This is a genomic window from Bacteriovorax sp. BSW11_IV, from assembly GCF_000447755.1.
GTDB lineage: Bacteria > Bdellovibrionota > Bacteriovoracia > Bacteriovoracales > Bacteriovoracaceae > BSW11-IV.
In genome coordinates, this window is record NZ_AUNE01000009.1 from 23,812 (window position 1) to 37,662 (window position 13,851).

A 13,851-nucleotide genomic window follows, 5' to 3' on the forward strand; every position below is an offset into this window, starting at 1 on the left:
AAACTTTCTTTTCTAAATATCATTTAATGAATTGCCGAATAGTCCCCTTAGATGGGGACAACTATGAGCAAATATAAAATTATCTGTATCGACGACGAAAAAGCAGTTTTAGAAATATATCCTTCTTTTTTTGATCACTCGTCATACGAAATTAAAACATTCGACAAACCTGAAGAAGCATTGAAGTACATGGAAGCGAATGCAAATACAATCGCTTTCATTTTATCAGATTTTTCAATGCCAGTTATGAATGGTTTTGAGCTTAGAGAGAAAGTTCTAAACTCTGTTGGAAATATTCCATTTGCACTTGTTACAGGGTTCTATAGTAAAGAAATGGCCGTTAAAGGAATGGAGCTTAAAATTGCTGCATTCGTCGAAAAACCTTTTAACGCCGATCAAATTCAAAAAGTAATTGATGCAAACGTAACTACTCGAATTGATCAATTGGAAGAAGAGCGAGAAATGATTTGTTCATTTGTTGAAGAATCTTTTCCAATGATTGAAGAAATTGAAGAACTAATTCTTGTTCTAGAAGAAAGCCCAGAAGATATTAATGCTCTTAATAGTTATTTTAGATTACTCCATACAATTAAAGGAACTTCATCGTGTGTTGGGTTAAAAAGTGTTCCCGCATATACACATAAGTATGAAGATCTTGTTGGTAAATTAAAATCGGGCGAACTTAAAGTAAATCAAAAAGTAATTGATGTTCTTTTGAAAGGTCTTGATGAACTTAAATTTATGTATTCATCAATTCAAGGTGGTAATGAACTTGAATTTGAAATTAAATCAAAAGTAGGAATTTTTGATGAAGATTTCTCTTCATCTGAAGATGTCGTAGTCACTCAGAAGCAAGAGAAGCTTGACGATATCTTAGCAACTCCTGTGAGTTCAAAGAACGAAGAAGAAAAAATAAATGTAGGAGTGAGTGTCTTAGATGATTTTATGGAATTATCTGGAGAGCTTACTGTTCTTCGTAATATGATTTTAAAATCAGCTATGAAGCTAGAAGCAAAGTATCAAGGGGATAGAGATTTCGATACACTAAGTGATTCCCTAGAGGAAATGCATAAGGTCTCTTCTCTTCTCCAAAACGAAATATCAGAGATGAGAAAAATTTCACTCGATAGCGTCTTTAAGCCAATGAAAAGAGTTGTTCGAGATGCTTCTAAAGCACTTGGTAAAGATATTGAGTTTAAAACAGTTGGTGACACTTTAAGAGTCGATACAATAATAAGTAAAGTCTTAAATGGAGCATTGGTGCATCTTATCCGTAATGGAATTGACCACGGTATTGAGCTGCCAAGTGTACGAGAATCAATCGGTAAACCAGCTCAAGGTCATATGACATTAAAGGCCTATGAAGACGCTGATAATATTATTGTTGAAATTGTTGATGATGGAAATGGAATAGATCCTGAAAAGCTAAAAGTTAAAGCTCTTGAAAAAGAGTTATATACAAAAGAACAAATCGACAAAATGTCTGAAGCAAGAATTCTTAGTATTATTTTCGAATCTGGCTTCAGTACTGCCGCTCAGGTAACAGATCTATCTGGTCGCGGTGTTGGAATGGATATGGTTAGAAGTTCGGTCGAAGAGATTGGGGGGAAAATTCATATTGATTCAAAGCCTGGAAAAGGTACAAAATTCATTATGGTTTTACCAATTCCTAGGTCTGTTCTTATTATTAAGGCCCTAATGGTTGAGGCCTTTGGGTTAAACTACTGCATCTCTCTTGATGAAGTTGCGGAGGTTTTTAGTTATGATCCACACTCTGATGAGGGGCGAATAGTCTTTGTAGAGGACGTTGCACTACTTAAGAGTCATAACGAACTTATTCCTCTTATATCTCTAGAGAATGTTTTAAAATTAAATACCGTTTCCGAAACAACTGATTTCAACAAAGAAATCTCTATTGTTATTGTAAAAGGTGAGGGTTTTAAATACGGAATTATAGTCGATCAAATTCATGATATCGAAGAAATTGTAGTTAAGAAAATGTCGCCACTTTTAAAAAACACAAAAACATTTTCAGGCTCTACTTTAGTTGGCGATGGAGATATGGCCCTTATTCTTGATCTTGTCGGTATTGCCCAACTAGAGCACGTTACAGTGGATATTGAAACCGATGATAGCTTACTTCGAAATAACTCTGGTGAAGAGCAAGTTGTATATAGAGAATATATGCAATTTGATTTATTCTCTCGCAAAAAGTTTTGTGTTGATTTGTCTTGCGTAAGTCGATTAGAAGAATTTCAAACAGCAAATGTTCAATTTACTGGCGATATTCCACTTATTAGATATCGCGAAGACTTCTTACCTCTGATACATGTTGAAAGAATGTTAAATCTATCAGGAACAAATTTACAGGAAATTCTTGATGCCGAAGAAGTTATTAATGTCATTGTGATTCACAGAAATAATCAACAATTCGGACTAGTCGTTAAGAGTATAAAAGATATTGGCCTTACAAGTGAACAAATTTACGAAGAATTAAGTGATCGAGAAGGTATTGTAGGTTCTGTTTATATTGAAGAAAAAACAATGACATTGGTTGATGTCGAATTTTTGATGGATAATTATACTAAGTTGGATCAATATCAAGAAGTCAGCGAGTTTGAAAATGAACTCGCTGATGCCGCATAATCATTTAATAGGTATAAAAAAGGCGAATGGGTTTTTTAGGAAAAGTCTGAAAATTCTTTTGATTAGAATTTTACCTCGACTTAATGAAGAACCCTTTGATTCAATGGCCACAAAAAGTGATAGTCCGAAGCTCACAATAAAGTTCATAAGACCAATAAGCCCAATTCCAATTATGGAAATGATAAAAGTATCCAGAGGTATCGAAGTCCCTAGCTTTGAAATCGCAAGACCAAAATTTCCTGCTGAAAAAGTAATGTGTCGTATATCAAGTGGAAGTCCAATAATTTTTCCAAATGTACTTGTTGTCCCTAGGAATATACCTAAAAAGAAGTTTCCAAGAAGTTGGCCAAGATTGTTTTCAATATAAAAAGAGAACTTAATAAGAAATCTTGCTGGCAAAATCTTACGTAGTCTTGGATGGTCTTTTATTCTTAAATGGAGCTTTGAAACATAACTGAAATTTTCATAATACCCAGTTAAAAGTCCAGACAAAAATAGATAGAAACCAGTTAGTGCTGCATGAAAGATTGATAAACTAGTAATTGGATTTAGCTCTTCAATTAGCTCCTGTGCCTTCGAGTCTGTTATGAGGTCTTGACCTGAGACAATGAAGTAAAGCCAAGATAGAGTAAAGGCCACAGGAAAAGAAATAATAACGTTACCTACGAATGAGATAAATTGAGACCTGAAGATCAATCGAACCATTTTTACGAGATCATCTATTTCTTCTTTATCATCAATCTTATCATCTATGGCCAGGGCCAGTCTTGAGGCCGTCATTGCAGGTTGCTTCGTCGCTAGCTTTGAGCCAGTCACATGGATTAATATAAAACCCAGTGAGTAGTTTAAACTATAAAAAAATGCAGTTCCAAAGAATGGGAGTTGCATGTAATAGATCATCATTTTAATAATTGTAAGAAAACCTACAATTAAACCACCACCACATGAAGAGAGAAACATTTTCATGTATTCAGCAAAGGTTTCGGTAATATAGAGTGAACCAACTTGTGAAGTGTTTTCAATTACCTGTTGGGCCATCAATTCAAGATTTTTGTTTATCGTATATCTAAAGCTCTTTCTTTCTTTTAAATTGTGAATTAGAACTTTGAAAAAATGTATCTCTTCAGAAAATTTTGGTGTTTCAGGTCGAAACGTAATGAGGGCCAGAAGTTTTTTTAAACGCTTAATGTTTTGATTAAGTCTTATAAGGTAATTTGTTAATTTAAAGCTTACGCCAAAGATGTGCTTTCTCTTTTTGATCATTTCTACATATTCTTCACACTGCTCAAGCAGAACAAGAATATGTCTATAGTGCTGGTTGTCTACACTCCTATCAAATCCTTCATCAAAATATTCTTCAATATAATGTTGTATCTCATGCTGTTGGGCCATGAAAGGCGATTCAAAATTTTCCAGTTGAGGGAATTTTTCAATAATCTCAGGTGAAATACCAATAGCATTGATTCTAATAGAGATAACTTGGATACAGTTGAGAATTTGTCTTAAAAAATGATTCTGACGATCTAGGGTATTAAATTCTTCATAACCAAGAACTGTGAATAATTTAGACCAATTATCTTCAGAGACAAGAGTCATCCATTCATAGTCATTGTGTTGATAGAAGAGTTTTTCAAAAATATAGAGAATATCATCTCGGTCATAAGATTCTGGAAGAATTTTTTCAAAGAGAATATTTCTGAGTTGAATCATGAAACTTTCATTCTTTGTAAAACCTGATTCTGTAATAAATGAAACAAAAGAATAATTTTTAAAGATGCGAAGAACTTCTTCACCAACACATTTAGCTGATTCAGGATTTTGTTCAAGAATATAGATTAATGTTTCCATATTCTTATTGGCCATTTCTACATTAGTAAAATGATCAGGTCGCAATTTCGCACAAAGATCAAGAAGCCATCGAAATGAGAAAACTTTACTGAGGTCTAGATCATTTTTAAGATTATTTGAAAAGTCAGCCATTATCACCTAGGGTAGTTTGTGTAGCTAGTATTATAAAGTCCGATATTTTTGCTATGCAAGGAACACTGCGTGCACAAATACACTCATCCCGGCCAGGGCAATAGAGAATGAGATTAGCTTTTTAACGTGTTTGTCTGTGAATTTAGAGTTTGTCCAAGCGCCAATAAGAGCTCCAAGAAAGAAGCCACTTACAACATAGGCCAAAAGTTCTTTTTCAATATGTCCCATTTGCCAGTGAGTGATACCAGATGAAAGACTTGTAAACACGATCATGGCAAGGGCCGTAGCTGTTGCTGTTTTAATCGGAACTTTGAAGATATTTATCATGATGGGTGTTTTGATTATTCCACCGCCAATTCCAAAGAGCCCAGCAAGAACTCCTGCTAAAATACCAAATATAGAAGCACTGTAAAGACTCACTTTATAGTGTTCATTTTTGATGAGAAATCCCTTGTTATTTAAATTCTCTACAATTTTACTGAAGAAAGTCTCTTTCTTCGCAGGCCATAAAGTTTTATAGGCCATGAATAGGAGAAATGAGGCGAAGATCATTTCGAGAGGTTTTGTAGGGATAAGCCCTGTGAGCTTTGCTCCAAGAAAAGCTCCAACTATTGTTGGGATTTCTAGAGCAATCATAAGCTTGTAATCTACGGCCTTCTTTTTAATATTTAAACAAGTTGAAAGTAAGCTTGAGGGAAAGAGTGAAATAGCAGTAACTCCAATGGCCATTTCAATGGGAACTTTAAAGAACATAACGAGAATAGGAACAATAAATATTCCACCACCAAAGCCGGCCATCGTACCGAGAAATGAAACGAGAGCACATATCAAGAGAATGCAAATCAACATGACGCTAATATACAACTTTTTAAGGATTTAGCAAAAATTAAGCCGCATCTTTTTCAAATGTGCCATTTACAATACTAAGAGTAAAAGTCTTTTCATTTTTAGACTCTTCTTTTTTCATAGCATTAATAAAGTGCTTAACTAAGGCCGGATCAAATTGACTGCCAGAGAATTCTTCTAATTCATTGAAGGCCACATCGTAGGGAAGACCTTTTCTATAGGGTCTAGTCGAAGTCATGGCATCAAATGTATCTGCAATAAGAATAATTCGTGACATAAACGGAATTTCATCACCTTTAAGACCATCTGGATAACCACGTCCATCAAATCTTTCATGGTGGTGTTTTGCATTGATTGCTATTTTACCAAAAGGTTCAAAATCTTTTAAAATTTCATATGAAAGTGTAGGGTGGGCCTTCATTTGAAGAAACTCTTCTTCAGTTAGACGAGTCGGCTTTAAGAGAACCGAATCAGGGACACCAATTTTTCCAATATCATGAAATAGAGCTGAGAGTTCAAGCTCATAGAGCTCTTCTTCATTTAAACCGAGTTCGCGACCAAGGGCGAGGCTATAGAAGGCAACTCTCGTGCTATGTCCATATGTATAATGATCTTTGCAGTCTAGTGCATATAGGATACTTCTTGCGGCCATTTCGCAAGTTTCTTTCTGCTTCTTTTTAAGACCCTCTACTTCGCTTGAGAGGTTCATAAGCGTCATATTCGTAAGGAGTTCAGGGATCGAATAGACGTTGTCTGGTTTTTTGGTCATAGTCATATTTCCGGTTGCTCGTACTAATAAATGATAACTAGCATCAGGATTCTTTTCGGAATTTTGTCCTGATTCTTGAGTATAATTCTGTGTTTTCACACATTATCCGACACTTGCGATCAGACTTTGAAAATGGTCATTTGCCCAAATTTGTTGCCGTCGCTAAAAGGTACAAATTGCATGGGCCTTTGCTTGTAAATAGATCATGGTATTCTCAAGTTATAGATTTTGCTTAAAAAGGATAGCTCTTGGACCGTGTGATAAATTTAATTTACAGTGATAATTCGATGGTTTCATTTCTTAAGAGGGCAGTTGAGGCCAGCGGCCTACAATGCCTTGAATGGTCTGCTGACTCTTTGAAAGATGATCATTACTTTAGTGGTGCTACGATTATTCTTCCTTGTGCTCTTGAAACTGCACAAGAGAATTTCTTTGATAAATTTAGAAGTTTTGGAGTTTATACAGAAGGTCTATCGGATGAACATATTGGTACAATTGAACAGCGACACAATTTTGTTTCGTTTCTTTCTCATAGAGAGTCACCATTTTTTAGAAATTCATTGAAGACATTTTTTGAATTAAGCTCAATCCATATGGTTGAAGAAAAGATTGATAATGCTTTGGAAATTGCAAGTAAAGAACTCCAAAGAGTTAAAAAGTTTCATGAGAAGCTTGTTCCAATGAGACAGGATAGTTTTAAAGGAATCGAGATCGTTAGTAAATTCAGTGCTGGAGAAAGTTCTGGCGGTGAATTTTTTGATTTCTTTGAGTCGGAAAGAAAAATTGTTATTCTTATGACTCAATGTAATTCATACTTGCTTTCGAGCTCAGTATTATTGCAAATGGAAATGCTGAAATCGAAGGGACAATATAGTATGGGTGAGCTTGAGAATCTTGCAACCGCATTAATGCAAGAGTTATCTCTCCTGCAAGAATCATCACGCAAGAAACTGTCACTTTCTCTTTGCTTTGCAGTTATCGATAGAGCATCATTAGATGTAGAAGGACATGTTTTCGGAGAGTTTGATAGTATTGGAGACAAAGGTGATTCACTTTTCTATTCTAATAAATATCCACTTTCTCAAAGCTTTTTTGAAAAATCATACTTCAAATCAAAAATGCAAAGAGGTGGAAAGTATTTCTTCGTAAGTCCTGGGGTTCACATGAATACGGGGGATCGTATTGAAGGAGAATCCATCATGGTTTTCTTGAGAGAGACACTCAAAGAAAATGGTGCTAATAATGTTATTAACGAATTATTTTATCAGATGAAAAAAAATACAACATCGACCTTCTTAGAGTACGATGCGACAGTTATTTCACTAGAGGTTAAAGATAATGTCATTGTTCAAGTTTAGTTTTATTTTCCTTTTGATGGCCACTCAGAGTTTTGCATCTTTTTCAGATTCTGAATGTCTGCAATCAAATTTTGAAGTTGAGGTTTCACACAAGGGTTTTCCTTTTGGTCTACTTGAAAATAGGATCAAGGTAGAGAAAGAGGGTTGTGTTGTGAATGTTGAACACACAAAATTTAAATACTACAAAAGAAATTGGAAAGTAGACGTTTGTCGTGGACCTGTTCACATTAAACAAACAACTGGGGCCGTAACAGTACTTAAGAGAAATGATAATTGTGAGACAGGTCGCAAAGATGAGTTTTGCAAAGAATATCAAACGATTAAAACACTTCTTCAAGATGATGGACTAATCTTCGCGGAAGGTGAGAAGGATCAAATTAATAGTGATCACGGTAGGATCTATTGCGCATTTTTATTGGCCAATAGTTATTTGAATCAAGGAATTGTGTTCGATAGAAATGAGAACTACGAAAACGTACTTGTTCGAGAGTTTTCTCATCCTGCGGCCGTAAAAAAAGAAGGCCCTGCTGTTAATAGCGAGGCCCCAGCTCAATTTGATCAAAATTCAGCGCCAGAGTCTTTTTAGACTTTGGCGAATGCCACTTCTAAATCGTTAATTAGATCTTCAACGTTTTCAATACCAACAGACAGACGGATTAAATTATCAGTAAGTCCAATGGCCTCTCTCGTTTTCTTTGGTAAAGAAGCGTGAGTCATGATGGCCGGATGTTCAATCAATGATTCAACACCACCTAGAGACTCAGCGAGTGAGAATAATTTAACAGTTGATAGGAACTTATTACATTTTTTGATGTCACCCTTTAGGAAGAAAGTAATCATTCCTCCGAAGCCTTTCATTTGCTTTTTAGCGATTGAATGCTGTGGGTGAGATTTGAGTCCTGGATAAACAACTCTTTCAACTTTTGGATGTTTTTCTAACCAAGCTGCAATTTTCATTGCATTCTTTTGGTGAGCTTCCATTCTGATTGCAAGAGTTTTAATTCCTCTTAATACTAGCCAAGAATCAAAAGGAGATTGGCTTGGTCCAATTGAGTTTTGAAGTACCCATAGCTTCTTATACATATCGGCATCGTTAAGCATTAGCGCACCACCAATGACATCACTATGACCATTAATATATTTTGTCATTGAATGAAGTACGATGTCCGCTCCAAGATCAAGTGGATTTTGGAAGTAGGGGCTCATGAAAGTATTGTCTACAACAACTTTAGTCTTCGTCTTTTTTGCGATAGCACAGGCCTTTGTGATATCTGTAATTTTAAGAAGAGGGTTTGTTGGAGATTCAAGCCATAGTAGGGCCGCTTTGTGCTCTTTCAATGTTTTTTCTAAAAGTTTAATGTCTGTTGTATTAACAAAGATAAAGTTATGAATCGAATTGAAAACAGTTGTAAATAGTCTGTAAGTACCACCGTAAACATCGTCACCACAAATAACAGTAGAGCCCGCAGGGATTGCGTGCATAATAAGCATCTCAGCAGAAAGTCCACTTGCAGTTACAAGTGAGTGCTTAGCGTTCTCAAGTGAAGCTATGCACTCCTCTAATCTTGTTCTTGTTGGATTATGAGATCGTGTGTACTCATATCCTTTGTGCTTTCCAGGACTAGATTGAACATATGTTGAAGTTTGATAAATGGGCGGCATAATTGCGCCCGTTTCTTTATCAGGTTCTCCACCTACGTGAATCACTCTAGTTGCAAAATCCATTTGGTCTCTATCTGTTTTTTTCATTAGCTATGAACTTTTTTAGAAAAATATTGAAGTACATCAATTTCAGTTAGAATATCGTAGATCTTGCCGTGATCAGTAATAACTGCAACTTCTTTATTGAGAAGAGCACTACCTGCAACTTCTAGTAATTCATTTCTATCTACAACTTTAAATTTATTAGAATACGCAATCGAAACGTTGTCATCTTGCTTGAATTCGCCCATAAGAACTGGACGAACAAGATTTTTCTCGTAAAGCATTCCTACAATTTCTTGATTCTTGTTAAGAACAGGAAGTTGAGAAACATTCTTCTCATTCATGATTTTAACAGCATCTCCAACAGTCGCTCCATCACTTACAGTAAAAACATTACCATTTTTACCAAGTGACTTAAGAACTTCGTTGATTTGAACGTTGAAAGAAGAATCTAGGTAACCTTTGTCACTCATCCAATCATCGTTATAGATTTTTGAAGCATAACGGTTACCAGAATCGTGAAGAAGGATTAGAATTTTCTTTGGCTCTTTCAGAGTCTTGGCATATTTAATTGCACCACAAATGGCCGCACCAGCAGAACCACCTGCGTAGATACCTTCTTCTTTTAGAAGACGTCTTGTCATTAAAAATGATTCTTTATCTCCAACAACAACAAAGTCATCAATTACGCTGAAGTCATAGTTTTGAGGAATAAAATCTTCACCAATACCTTCGATAACGTATGACTTCGCTTCACACATCTCACCCGTTTTAGCATAGTGAGCGATGATTGAACCTTCACAGTCAATACCAACAATTTTTACATCAGGCATTTTCTCTTTGAAGAACATTCCACAACCAGTAATTGTTCCCCCTGTACCAACACCGGCCATGAATACATCAAAGTCACCTTGTGTTTGTTCGTACATTTCTGGAGCAGTCCAGTTATAGTGTGTATTTCTATTGTGAAGATTGTCATACTGGTTTACATAAAATGAATTCGGAATAGTTTCTGCAAGTCTTTTTGAAACAGAATAGTATGATCTAGGATCTTCTGGCTCAACGTTTGTTGGACAAACAACAACTTTCGCACCAAAGGCACGTAGGTTATCAATTTTCTCTCTTGATTGTTTATCAGCAAGTACGAAAATACATTTGTAACCGTGAATGGCCGCCCACATTGCAAGACCAACACCTGTGTTACCAGATGTTCCTTCAATAATTGTTCCGCCTGGTTTAAGCTTTCCTTCTTTCACAGCTTGATCAAGCATATATGAACCAATTCGGTCTTTTGTCGATCCGCCTGGATTCATGTATTCAAGTTTTACATAAATTTCCGACTCAACTTCTGTTACAGTCTTGTTCAATTTTACAATCGGCGTTCCACCAATTGCTTCAAGTACATTTTTTCTTGCACCTTTCATCATAGAATACCTCTCTATTTATCAAATTCTTTAATTTCGTAACAACTTGCTAATGTCGATAATCTTGCAACAAGTGAGTAGACAGCCTCTTTGCATTTGTGATCTTGGTTTTGACGAATCTCACTAATACAAAACTTCTTAAAGACCATCCCTTTACTGTTGAGGTTGGCCTTGCTGTCCCTTTCAGAGTTGGCGCGCATAAAGCCACCAACGCTCTTACCATCCACAAGATAAATCGTTACCTCGGAAGGCATATCATCATATTTTAAGATCGTTTCAACACCTTCTTGAACCAGAATTGTTGTAAACTTAATCTTATTTTTTCCAATATCCATTTTGTTGCGATCTTTTCGATTCATGGCCAATACCTCGGCGCCAGAATTCACAACACTAATACCCATACCATAAGTTCCTTGGGAAGCCTTAACAAATGCGTTCGTACCCTCTGGAAGATCTTTTAAGAGATCATCTACTGAAGCAGCAATTTTCTCAATTCCTACTTTTTCAGAGAAATCAACGTCTTCAACTTTATTAAACCTTGCTTCTAAAAGGTCAGGATTTACGCTGAAATGTTCACAAAAATCATTGACGACATTGTGATAGAATTCAAAGTGCATAACTTTCTGGCGGGCAAACCAGCCAATTTTAGGGCTTGGGTGGATGGGTGTTTTAATATTGTTCCAATCCAATCCGATTGGATTAGACTGATCGTTGTTTAGGACCACGAAATCCGTCTTATGTTCACCTGCACAGATAGAGCCATCAATAATTTTTGCTTTGTGAATTTCAAGGTCATAGCCTGAGAAACTGACAAGATTTAGAGTCTCTTCTGTAAAAAGTGATTCATCGAAAGATAGGAACTGAACTTCAAATCCAGCATCGCGGATCGCTTTTCCAAGGATCGCAATATTGTCTAGATAGAAAGTATTTTTCGTATGTGACTCAGGAATAATCCCCACAACTTTTGCATCAGGTGCATAGCGAGGAATTACTTTTCGAAATTCATTTGTGGCCGCATCTAAATCGAGTAGGCAGATATTATTAAAACCCGCTGGATAAATATTGTGGTCTACTGGTGCATACTTTACTTTACTTTCGCGAACATCAACAGATGAATAAAGTGGACGTGGAAGCGTCTTCATTTTCTCATCAATATATGAATTGATATCGTTCCAGTTGCAGCAAACGAATTGATCGAGCTCATCTTTTGTTTGAATCTTATAATTAGTCGTCATGACTTCCCCTTTTTAAAAGGGCCTAATTTTTGCTCCAAGCACGTGATAGAGTAAGGACGTGTTCTTCTGGAGTTGGGCCCAAGACTTCTGGAAAAAAGAGTGAATTTTTAAAATTTCTCTTCGCCATAAGTTTTAACCTATTTTCTCTCTCCAGCATAGTGACCTTAACGTTGGAAAGTGTGACATTCTCGTTAGTATTCCATTGATTTAGGTACTCTTCGAGGCACTTATTTACAGCAAGGAAGTTGTCGTCATGCAAAAAGGATTTTGCGGAGTGTTGTAATTCTTCAGCTTCATGGACTTTACTCTGTTCTGCTGAAGTTACAAGAATCCAATTTGAAGTTTGTCTTTGTGAAAGGCCTTGTTGGAAGGCCAGTGCCTTAAGAAAGTATTCTTTATTTTTGTAAAGGGCGACAATAGCATCTACAAAAAGGTGAACAAAATCAGGACCTGTAACTTTCTCAAGGTAACTTAATAACTTTTTGACACCAGAAGAAACAATTAGGCCCATTATTTTCTTTGCTTTTGAAGGAGTGGATTCAAAATTTTTTCCAAGATATTTGAAAATTTCTATAAAACTTGCATCGAAGAAGTTTTTAATTTTTCCCGAGGCTTCAAGGAAATCAAGAAAATGTTTACCCGGAGGAGTGTCCAAGACAATGGTATCATATTGCTTGCTCTCTAATTGAAATTGAACTTCAATTGTCGCCAAAATTTCATTCATTCCACCATGAGGACGGCTCAGAATCTTTATGATCTTATTTTCTAATTCTTTTGTCGTGTTTGAAAGCTCTCCCAACCTTCGTAAAGTGCGAGAGGGATTCATTAAAAGAGCGCTAAACTGCCCATCACCGAACTCAGGATGAATCGTTTTTAGATCGATCAGTTTAACATCTCCAGCATCTTCTTCAGTGAGGTGGAGAATTTGCTTGAGTCTACGTGCGGGATCAATTGTAACGAGAAGAACCTTTTTTCCATTTTCTGCAAGAAAGGCCGCGCGCGAAGTCGCAAGCGTTGTTTTACCAACACCTCCTGTTCCACAGAAAATTTCGATACTTTTATTTGAAGGCATAAAGTTCATATTTTGCCTCCCATAATAGGGGCCAAAACATTAACTACATTTTCCATTTCATTATCAAAAATATGGGCGACTTCCATTGAAGTCGTCGTATCGAGATTTTTTATGACTTCTTTTTCAAGGTCAATTTTCATCTTCATAAATTCAGGAAGCGCGTTGAAATTGTCCTTTATGTCGCTAGTAAGACCATATAGATCATTGGCAATAACTTGTGTGTTTTTATAACCAAGTTTTGTGATGCCGGATTGTAGTTCCTTGGCCTCTGTAACGGCCATTAAGCTTGGTAGTGAAATTACTGAAATAAGAAAGCCATCTTCTTTTTTGATGAATTTCTCCATTCTTTCAATATCATTTACAATAATACCGCTTCCAAACATTTCTTTAAAATTGAATGGCGACTCAAGCATTGTTAATGCATGCCCACTGGAAGGAGAGTCCAAAACAATAGTTAAATCTTCATCATGTAAAAGCATATCAATCATGTGACCAAGTAAAATCATATTCGCAAGACCTGGAACCATTTTAAAAAGGGCCGAAAAAAACGGCGTCTTCATAATCCAGTGCGCGACTGTTTTAGAGCCAAGCTTATTACCAACATACTCTTCAGCAGAAGAATTTATTTCAAGATTTAAGTAGGGGATATTAAGTTTTTGAGCGAGTGGTTTTACTGATTGTTGATCAAATTCACAAAAGAGAACTTTTTTTCCAGAATCAGCAAGATGCTTAGTCAGGGCAAGAGAAAGAGTCGTTTTTCCAACCCCACCCTTGCCAGTGAAAATGTAGATTCGTTTTTGACCAAGCATTGAACTTA

At 36.1% G+C, this 13,851-nt stretch carries 11 protein-coding genes; 3 read left to right on the top strand and 8 right to left on the bottom strand.

Annotated elements, in window-relative coordinates; genetic code table 11:
• The first annotated feature begins 63 nt into the window (after positions 1-63).
• Positions 64-2,646, top strand: coding sequence for a chemotaxis protein CheW (locus M899_RS02535; protein ID WP_021269823.1), 2,583 nt, complete (start codon positions 64-66; stop codon positions 2,644-2,646).
• Here the strand turns inward: M899_RS02535 and M899_RS02540 are convergent, their stop codons facing one another.
• Genes M899_RS02540 through M899_RS02550 form a run of 3 tightly spaced genes read right to left on the bottom strand, consistent with a single transcriptional unit; the run spans position 2,647 to position 6,340 of the window.
• Entirely contained in the window at positions 2,647-4,626 is a 1,980-nt protein-coding gene (locus tag M899_RS02540) for a site-specific recombinase (protein ID WP_021269818.1), read from the bottom strand. It abuts the gene before it with no gap.
• A gap of 51 nt (positions 4,627-4,677) precedes the next feature.
• Positions 4,678-5,475 carry a sulfite exporter TauE/SafE family protein gene (locus M899_RS02545; protein ID WP_034727522.1) on the bottom strand — a complete coding sequence of 266 codons (798 nt, stop codon included), beginning with the start codon at positions 5,473-5,475 and terminating at the stop codon, positions 4,678-4,680.
• A 37-nt stretch (positions 5,476-5,512) separates the two neighbouring features.
• On the bottom strand, positions 5,513-6,340 hold the full coding sequence (locus M899_RS02550) for an HD-GYP domain-containing protein (RefSeq protein ID WP_052610300.1): 828 nt from the start codon (positions 6,338-6,340) through the stop codon (positions 5,513-5,515).
• Between the two features lie 149 nt (positions 6,341-6,489).
• Between M899_RS02550 and M899_RS02555 the strand changes: the two genes are divergently transcribed.
• A complete protein-coding gene (locus M899_RS02555; RefSeq protein ID WP_021269908.1) occupies positions 6,490-7,599 on the top strand; it encodes a hypothetical protein in 1,110 nt (369 codons plus the stop codon).
• The gene (locus tag M899_RS02560; RefSeq protein WP_021269900.1) at positions 7,580-8,185 is read left to right on the top strand and encodes a hypothetical protein; all 606 of its coding nucleotides are present in this window, start codon (positions 7,580-7,582) and stop codon (positions 8,183-8,185) included. Before M899_RS02555 ends, M899_RS02560 begins: the two co-directional genes overlap by 20 nt.
• On the opposite strand, the gene M899_RS02565 is transcribed toward M899_RS02560, so the two are convergent.
• Genes M899_RS02565 through M899_RS02585 form a run of 5 tightly spaced genes read right to left on the bottom strand, consistent with a single transcriptional unit; the run spans position 8,182 to position 13,843 of the window.
• Positions 8,182-9,348, bottom strand: coding sequence for a trans-sulfuration enzyme family protein (locus tag M899_RS02565; RefSeq protein ID WP_021269909.1), 1,167 nt, complete (start codon positions 9,346-9,348; stop codon positions 8,182-8,184). The two genes, M899_RS02560 and M899_RS02565, sit on opposite strands and share 4 nt — an antisense overlap.
• Positions 9,348-10,730 (bottom strand): pyridoxal-phosphate dependent enzyme, encoded by a 1,383-nt coding sequence (locus tag M899_RS02570; protein ID WP_021269895.1) that lies wholly within the window; start codon positions 10,728-10,730, stop codon positions 9,348-9,350. The genes M899_RS02565 and M899_RS02570 overlap by 1 nt, the downstream gene beginning before the upstream one ends.
• 11 nt (positions 10,731-10,741) lie before the next feature.
• A complete protein-coding gene (locus M899_RS02575; protein WP_021269850.1) occupies positions 10,742-11,962 on the bottom strand; it encodes a glutamate--cysteine ligase in 1,221 nt (406 codons plus the stop codon).
• Between the two features lie 22 nt (positions 11,963-11,984).
• Entirely contained in the window at positions 11,985-13,043 is a 1,059-nt protein-coding gene (locus M899_RS02580; RefSeq protein WP_021269832.1) for an ArsA family ATPase, read from the bottom strand.
• Positions 13,040-13,843 carry an ArsA-related P-loop ATPase gene (locus M899_RS02585; protein ID WP_021269917.1) on the bottom strand — a complete coding sequence of 268 codons (804 nt, stop codon included), beginning with the start codon at positions 13,841-13,843 and terminating at the stop codon, positions 13,040-13,042. The genes M899_RS02580 and M899_RS02585 overlap by 4 nt, the downstream gene beginning before the upstream one ends.
• Positions 13,844-13,851: the final 8 nt, after the last annotated feature.

What these genes read in the sequence shown, in the direction of transcription:
- M899_RS02580 (WP_021269832.1), bottom strand. Translation starts at nt 13,043, where the DNA reads ATGAACTTTATGCCTTCAAATAAAAGTATCGAAATTTTCTGTGGAACA.
- M899_RS02545 (WP_034727522.1), bottom strand. Translation starts at nt 5,475, where the DNA reads ATGTTGATTTGCATTCTCTTGATATGTGCTCTCGTTTCATTTCTCGGT.
- M899_RS02560 (WP_021269900.1), top strand. Translation starts at nt 7,580, where the DNA reads ATGTCATTGTTCAAGTTTAGTTTTATTTTCCTTTTGATGGCCACTCAG.
- M899_RS02540 (WP_021269818.1), bottom strand. Translation starts at nt 4,626, where the DNA reads ATGGCTGACTTTTCAAATAATCTTAAAAATGATCTAGACCTCAGTAAA.
- M899_RS02535 (WP_021269823.1), top strand. Translation starts at nt 64, where the DNA reads ATGAGCAAATATAAAATTATCTGTATCGACGACGAAAAAGCAGTTTTA.
- M899_RS02570 (WP_021269895.1), bottom strand. Translation starts at nt 10,730, where the DNA reads ATGATGAAAGGTGCAAGAAAAAATGTACTTGAAGCAATTGGTGGAACG.
- M899_RS02565 (WP_021269909.1), bottom strand. Translation starts at nt 9,348, where the DNA reads ATGAAAAAAACAGATAGAGACCAAATGGATTTTGCAACTAGAGTGATT.
- M899_RS02585 (WP_021269917.1), bottom strand. Translation starts at nt 13,843, where the DNA reads ATGCTTGGTCAAAAACGAATCTACATTTTCACTGGCAAGGGTGGGGTT.
- M899_RS02575 (WP_021269850.1), bottom strand. Translation starts at nt 11,962, where the DNA reads ATGACGACTAATTATAAGATTCAAACAAAAGATGAGCTCGATCAATTC.